Source organism: Parasynechococcus sp. (assembly GCF_042954245.1).
GTDB lineage: Bacteria > Cyanobacteriota > Cyanobacteriia > PCC-6307 > Cyanobiaceae > Parasynechococcus.
This window is the reverse complement of the sequence record NZ_JBGKDP010000065.1, coordinates 1-4,317: the sequence shown is the minus strand read 5'-3', so window position 1 is coordinate 4,317 and position 4,317 is coordinate 1. Positions and strand designations below refer to the sequence as shown.

The window sequence follows — 4,317 nt, the reverse complement described above, 5'->3', positions numbered from 1 at the left end:
GATTTGAGCGGGTAGCCATAAGCAAACCGCGACCAGTGCATGGAATCTCTACCGGGTGCGTTCGGCTGTGGTCAAACGCTGGCGGCTGTAGCGCTATCCCTTTGACGACCAGATGCTGCACATCCAGATCGGCCTGGCTGATCCGTTGGCTGTAGTGAATCTGGATGTTGCCGATCCCGATCCATTTGCCGTGTCTCCCGGTCTGGTGTTGGCGGGCTGGACGCTCGAGCAACCCGGTGCCTATGCCTCGAGCGTCAGCTTGATGAGTGAGCTTGGGCGCCCCTTAGCTGATGGTGAGGTGATTCGTCGTCAACCGGCCGTGACGCTGGATGTGCTGATCCGGCACCGCAGCCTCCTCTACGTGGCGCCGGACTTTCTCGGCTACATGCTCGCCATCGGGTTGTGCTGCATGAGTTTGCTGATTACTCACAGCCGGGATGATCTGACCCTGGCGGCTGTGGTCTCAGCCGGAGACAATTTTGTCTACATCGCCGGGAAGCTGCCGGTCACAGCCATGGCGGGCTTCATCGGAAATCTGCAGCTGATTATTTTCCTGGGAATTTTGTATGTGGTTGCGGCTGATGAGTTGATTGACAGCCATCTGTGATTGTTCTCAACGAGCGCGTTTCCCAGGTGTTGCGCGTGTTGCTGTTACCCAGCTATGTGGGCATCACGCTGCTCGCTATTTTCATGATCATTCCGTGACTGAGCCATCCCGCACCGAGATAACGGAGTCTCAGGCCAAGGGGCTTGGGGCTCTGATCACGTCGTTATTGACGCTATTCCTCCTGGTTCTGGGAGCCCTGTTCATTCAGCCCCGGTTGTCGGAAGGTAGCCAGCTGTTGCCTGATCGATATGTTCTGACTGCGGATGAAGTTGCAGCACTGCCGCAAGGCACGCTTCCCGTGGTGTTGGATCGACGCCTCGGTCAGGATCAGAACGACTTTCTCTTTCGTCTGCTGAAGCTGGTGCTGGAGCGCAGCGGCACCCCCTTTGCCCTGGGTTTCAGCGCTGCTGTGCAGCCGCAGGATGAGGCGATTGCTTCTCTCGCGGAAGGGCAAAAGGCGGGTCGGCGGAATCCCTTGCAGCTCTCGGTTGGTGTCTACGGTGCCGGCCCTGAGTTGAACCGTCGTCTTCGGGCGGTGCCCATTCCGGGATGGGTGGAATCCTCGGGCTGTGGGCAGGATGGACCAATCAGGCATCCCTGGCCGAATTGCAAACGATCCGCAGCCTTCAGGACCTCCACAACGCATCGTTTTGCTGCAAGGACTGGGCTGGAGCGATGTTGAGATTTTCGATCGTGCTGGGCTGCACATCTACACCGCTCGGTCGGAAAAATTGCTGCGCTTGGTGAATGACAACCGGGTGCAGTTGTTTCCCCCGGTGTGGCGGAACTTGAAGCGGAGGATTCTGTTCTGACGTCGTTCTACCCGCAGATGTTGCTTGATCCTCATCTGTTGATTGTTTATCCCTTTGCGGGTTTTTTCTATGTGGCTCTAGAGAGCACGGAGCTGGTAGCCGCGATTCAGACCGGTTTTGAACGGGTGATCGCCGATGGCTCGTACCAGCGCTTTGTTGAAGAAGCGACCATAACGCCCTAGTTAAGGCGCTAGCTCAAACTGCGATCGCGAAGAATTCTGGTGCTTCAGAATCCTGAGGCGGCTGAAGTGTTGGCTGATGTGAACCCAGAGCGCTGGATTGTTCCCTGAAACGATCTTCTTCGCGGCCGAATCACCAGCGGAAATGATTTCTGCTCGTCTTCAGGATTGAGACAGCTGTGTGTTGATTAGCCGTGCATTGAATCAGGGTGATTCAATGCACGGCTACTTTAAAAGCCGATGACCTGACTTGAACAGGCGACCCACGCTTTACGAAAGCGTTGCTCTACCGGCTGAGCTACATCGGCGGCAGAAGTAATTTAACATTTGCTCTGAATCCAACTGAGACGTTTGTCCGATAATCCCCGCCCCAAATCTGGCCTGGATCCCACCTTGCGGGAACGGTTGCTCAAGGAGTCACAGACCCCCTGGCGTGGGCTTAGATGGCTCGTCTGGTTCGCTCTCTTTGCTTCCGCTGGACTCGGCCTGTTCACGATGGCTTTCCGGGCTTCCGCCGGCGAAACTGTTGATCTGGCTGACTTCGGCATCCAGGGAGGTGCTCTCCTGCTCTTCTCTGGGCTCCTCTGGTTCGACCGGAACAGAGGCGGCAGCAGCGACGGTTGATTCATCGGCGTCATCCGCACTGATGTCTTCAGATTCGTCGTCTTGAGCCTCTGCAACGACGGGCTCAGGAGCAGCTTCGGGCTCAGCCTCGTCAGCTGTCTCCGGATTGACGGCTGAACTCTCTTCGTCGGGCTCTTCGTTTTTAGAGATGTCGTCGTCGCTGACGTATTCAGTGCTTTGTTCTTCAGTGCTGGCTTGACCAGTGCTGTCGTCCGTCTTTGGCTCTGTGTCTTCCACACTCATGGACTCATCGGCTTCCTGATCGCTCGTTGGATCAATTCCTACAGCGTCAGCAGACGACTCTTCTTCAGCTTGCCCCCCTGCATCGACGGGTTCCAGCGTTCTGGCCTCAGCATCAGCAGATTCCTCAGCCGTTCCCAGGTTGATGTCTGAACCCTCTTCCTCTTGTTCTTCGTTTTCAGAGACATCGTCGTCGCTGACGTATTCAGTGCTTTGTTCTTCAGTGCTGGCTTGACCAGTGCTGTCGTCCATCTTTGGCTCTGTGTCTTCCACACTCATGGACTCATCGGACCCTTGCTTGCTCGGCTCCACCGGAGGCTTCGGCCACTCCAGGGCGGGGAGGTTGAGCAGTTGTAGGCCAAGACTGGTTCGTTGCGTTGCAACAGCGTCAGCACGAAAAGCCGAATCGGCAGAGGCAGCTGTTGCTGTTGATCCAAGCAACAGCGCTACAGATTGAATCAGCTGTTGCACTTGCCAGACCATCAAGGCCAGCAATGGACTGACTAGCAAAAGGGTGACCAGGCGCGATTGCCCCGAAACCGGGGAAAACTCATTCGCCAGCACCGCTGAATCGTCCAGCCACCAGAGGATGGGCAGCAGGATGACTGCGGCGATCACCACAGCGGCGCGGCTGCTCAAGCCGCCGTGCGAGGCACTGATGCGGAGTTGATCACTGCTGCGGCTGACGAGCGGCTGACGCAGCAACAGCAGTGAACCCCAGTCGGCGGGCCGTCGCCACAAGGCGACGGCTGGGGCCAAGATCCCCACTCCCCAGATCAGAAATCGCTCCACACCAGGCACGGGGCCCGGATCCGCGCCGGCCAGAAACAGGCGGATCAGCAGCAGCTCCAGGGGGATGGCTCCAAGAGCCAGGCACTGAAGCCAGAGCAGGGGCTCGCTGCGGGGCTGCACGATCGCTTTCGGGGTTAGGTGGTGAGTTTGCGGCGTTGGGTGACCATCTTGAAGGCTTCAATGCGATCGCCTTCTTCCCAGTTAGCAAACCGATCGGTGCCGACACCGCATTCGAAGCCCGTGGCCACTTCCTTGACGTCGTCCTTGTTGCGACGCAGGGAGTCGAGGTCGCCCTCGTAGACCACCTGTTTGCCCCGGTGCACCCGCACCCGGCAGTTGCGATGCAGCTTGCCGGTGGTGACGTAACAGCCGGCAACGGCGCTCTTGCCGATGGTGAAGACGGCGCGCACCTCGGCTTCGCCCAGGGCTTCCTCCACCAATTCTGGTTCGAGCAGACCTTCCATCGCCATCTGGATGTCTTCCAGAAGCTTGTAGATCACGTCGTAGTCGCGTACATCCACCCCGGTGGCATCCGCCGCTTTCTTGGCGCCGGAGGCCATGGAGGTGTTGAAGCCCACAATCACCGCGCCGGAGGCGGCTGCCAAGTCAATGTCGGTTTCGGTGATCTCGCCAGGTGCTGAGAGCAGCACGCGCACCTGCACTTCATCCTTGGGCAGCTGCTCGAGCGATCCGAGGATGGCTTCCACAGAGCCCTGAACGTCGGCTTTGAGAATCAGGTTGAGTTCCTTGAGCTCACCGTCATTCGCCTGGCCGGACATAGCCGTGAGCGAAACGCGTCGTGACGCCATCTGCTGAGCAAGACGGGTGGCACGGGCATCGGAGGCACGATCGCCTACAACCGCCCGGGCTGATTTCTCGTCGGGGTACACCTCGAACTCATCACCGGCGGTGGGCACCTCGCTGAAGCCCAGAGCCTCCACAGCAAAGGAGGGACCAGCTTCCTTGAGGCGTTGGCGATTGTCGTCCACCATGGCGCGTACCTTGCCCAACACCGGACCGGCGGCGACCACGTCGCCGGTCTTGAGGGTGCCGTTTTGCACCA

General features: G+C 58.5%; 5 protein-coding genes, 1 tRNA gene and 1 pseudogene. 4 read left to right on the top strand and 3 right to left on the bottom strand.

The annotated features are described in order from the left end of the window. Positions 1–112 precede the first annotated feature (112 nt). The 3 genes from ACGVJ8_RS03200 to ACGVJ8_RS03190 all read left to right on the top strand — a co-directional run bounded on the left by ACGVJ8_RS03200 (position 113) and on the right by ACGVJ8_RS03190 (position 1,601). Positions 113–607: a hypothetical protein gene (locus ACGVJ8_RS03200; protein WP_392345453.1), complete on the top strand. Its 495-nt coding sequence runs from the start codon at positions 113–115 to the stop codon at positions 605–607. Positions 608–701: 94 nt separating this feature from the next. Continuing rightward, a complete protein-coding gene (locus tag ACGVJ8_RS03195; protein WP_392345452.1) occupies positions 702–1,289 on the top strand; it encodes a hypothetical protein in 588 nt (195 codons plus the stop codon). A gap of 96 nt (positions 1,290–1,385) precedes the next feature. Then, positions 1,386–1,601: a hypothetical protein gene (locus ACGVJ8_RS03190; protein WP_392345451.1), complete on the top strand. Its 216-nt coding sequence runs from the start codon at positions 1,386–1,388 to the stop codon at positions 1,599–1,601. Between the two features lie 232 nt (positions 1,602–1,833). On the opposite strand, the gene ACGVJ8_RS03185 is transcribed toward ACGVJ8_RS03190, so the two are convergent. Then, positions 1,834–1,906: transfer RNA gene (locus ACGVJ8_RS03185), tRNA-Thr, on the bottom strand. Between the two features lie 43 nt (positions 1,907–1,949). On the opposite strand from ACGVJ8_RS03185, the gene ACGVJ8_RS03180 reads away from it, so the two are divergent. Further along, positions 1,950–2,222, top strand: coding sequence for a DUF3493 domain-containing protein (locus tag ACGVJ8_RS03180; protein ID WP_392345450.1), 273 nt, complete (start codon positions 1,950–1,952; stop codon positions 2,220–2,222). Between the two features lie 591 nt (positions 2,223–2,813). On the opposite strand, the pseudogene ACGVJ8_RS03175 reads toward ACGVJ8_RS03180, so the two are convergent. Together ACGVJ8_RS03175 and ACGVJ8_RS03170 are read right to left on the bottom strand one after the other, a co-directional pair. Then, positions 2,814–3,374: pseudogene (locus ACGVJ8_RS03175) on the bottom strand (low-complexity tail membrane protein); the annotation flags it as partial. Positions 3,375–3,388: 14 nt separating this feature from the next. After that, the coding region (locus ACGVJ8_RS03170) for a translation initiation factor IF-2 (RefSeq protein WP_392345449.1) at positions 3,389–4,317 on the bottom strand (929 nt) is incomplete at its 5' end.

Bases quoted from the DNA above. Each gene is read 5' to 3' on its own strand.
- ACGVJ8_RS03200 (WP_392345453.1), top strand. From the start codon at position 113: ATGCTGCACATCCAGATCGGCCTGGCTGATCCGTTGGCTGTAGTGAAT.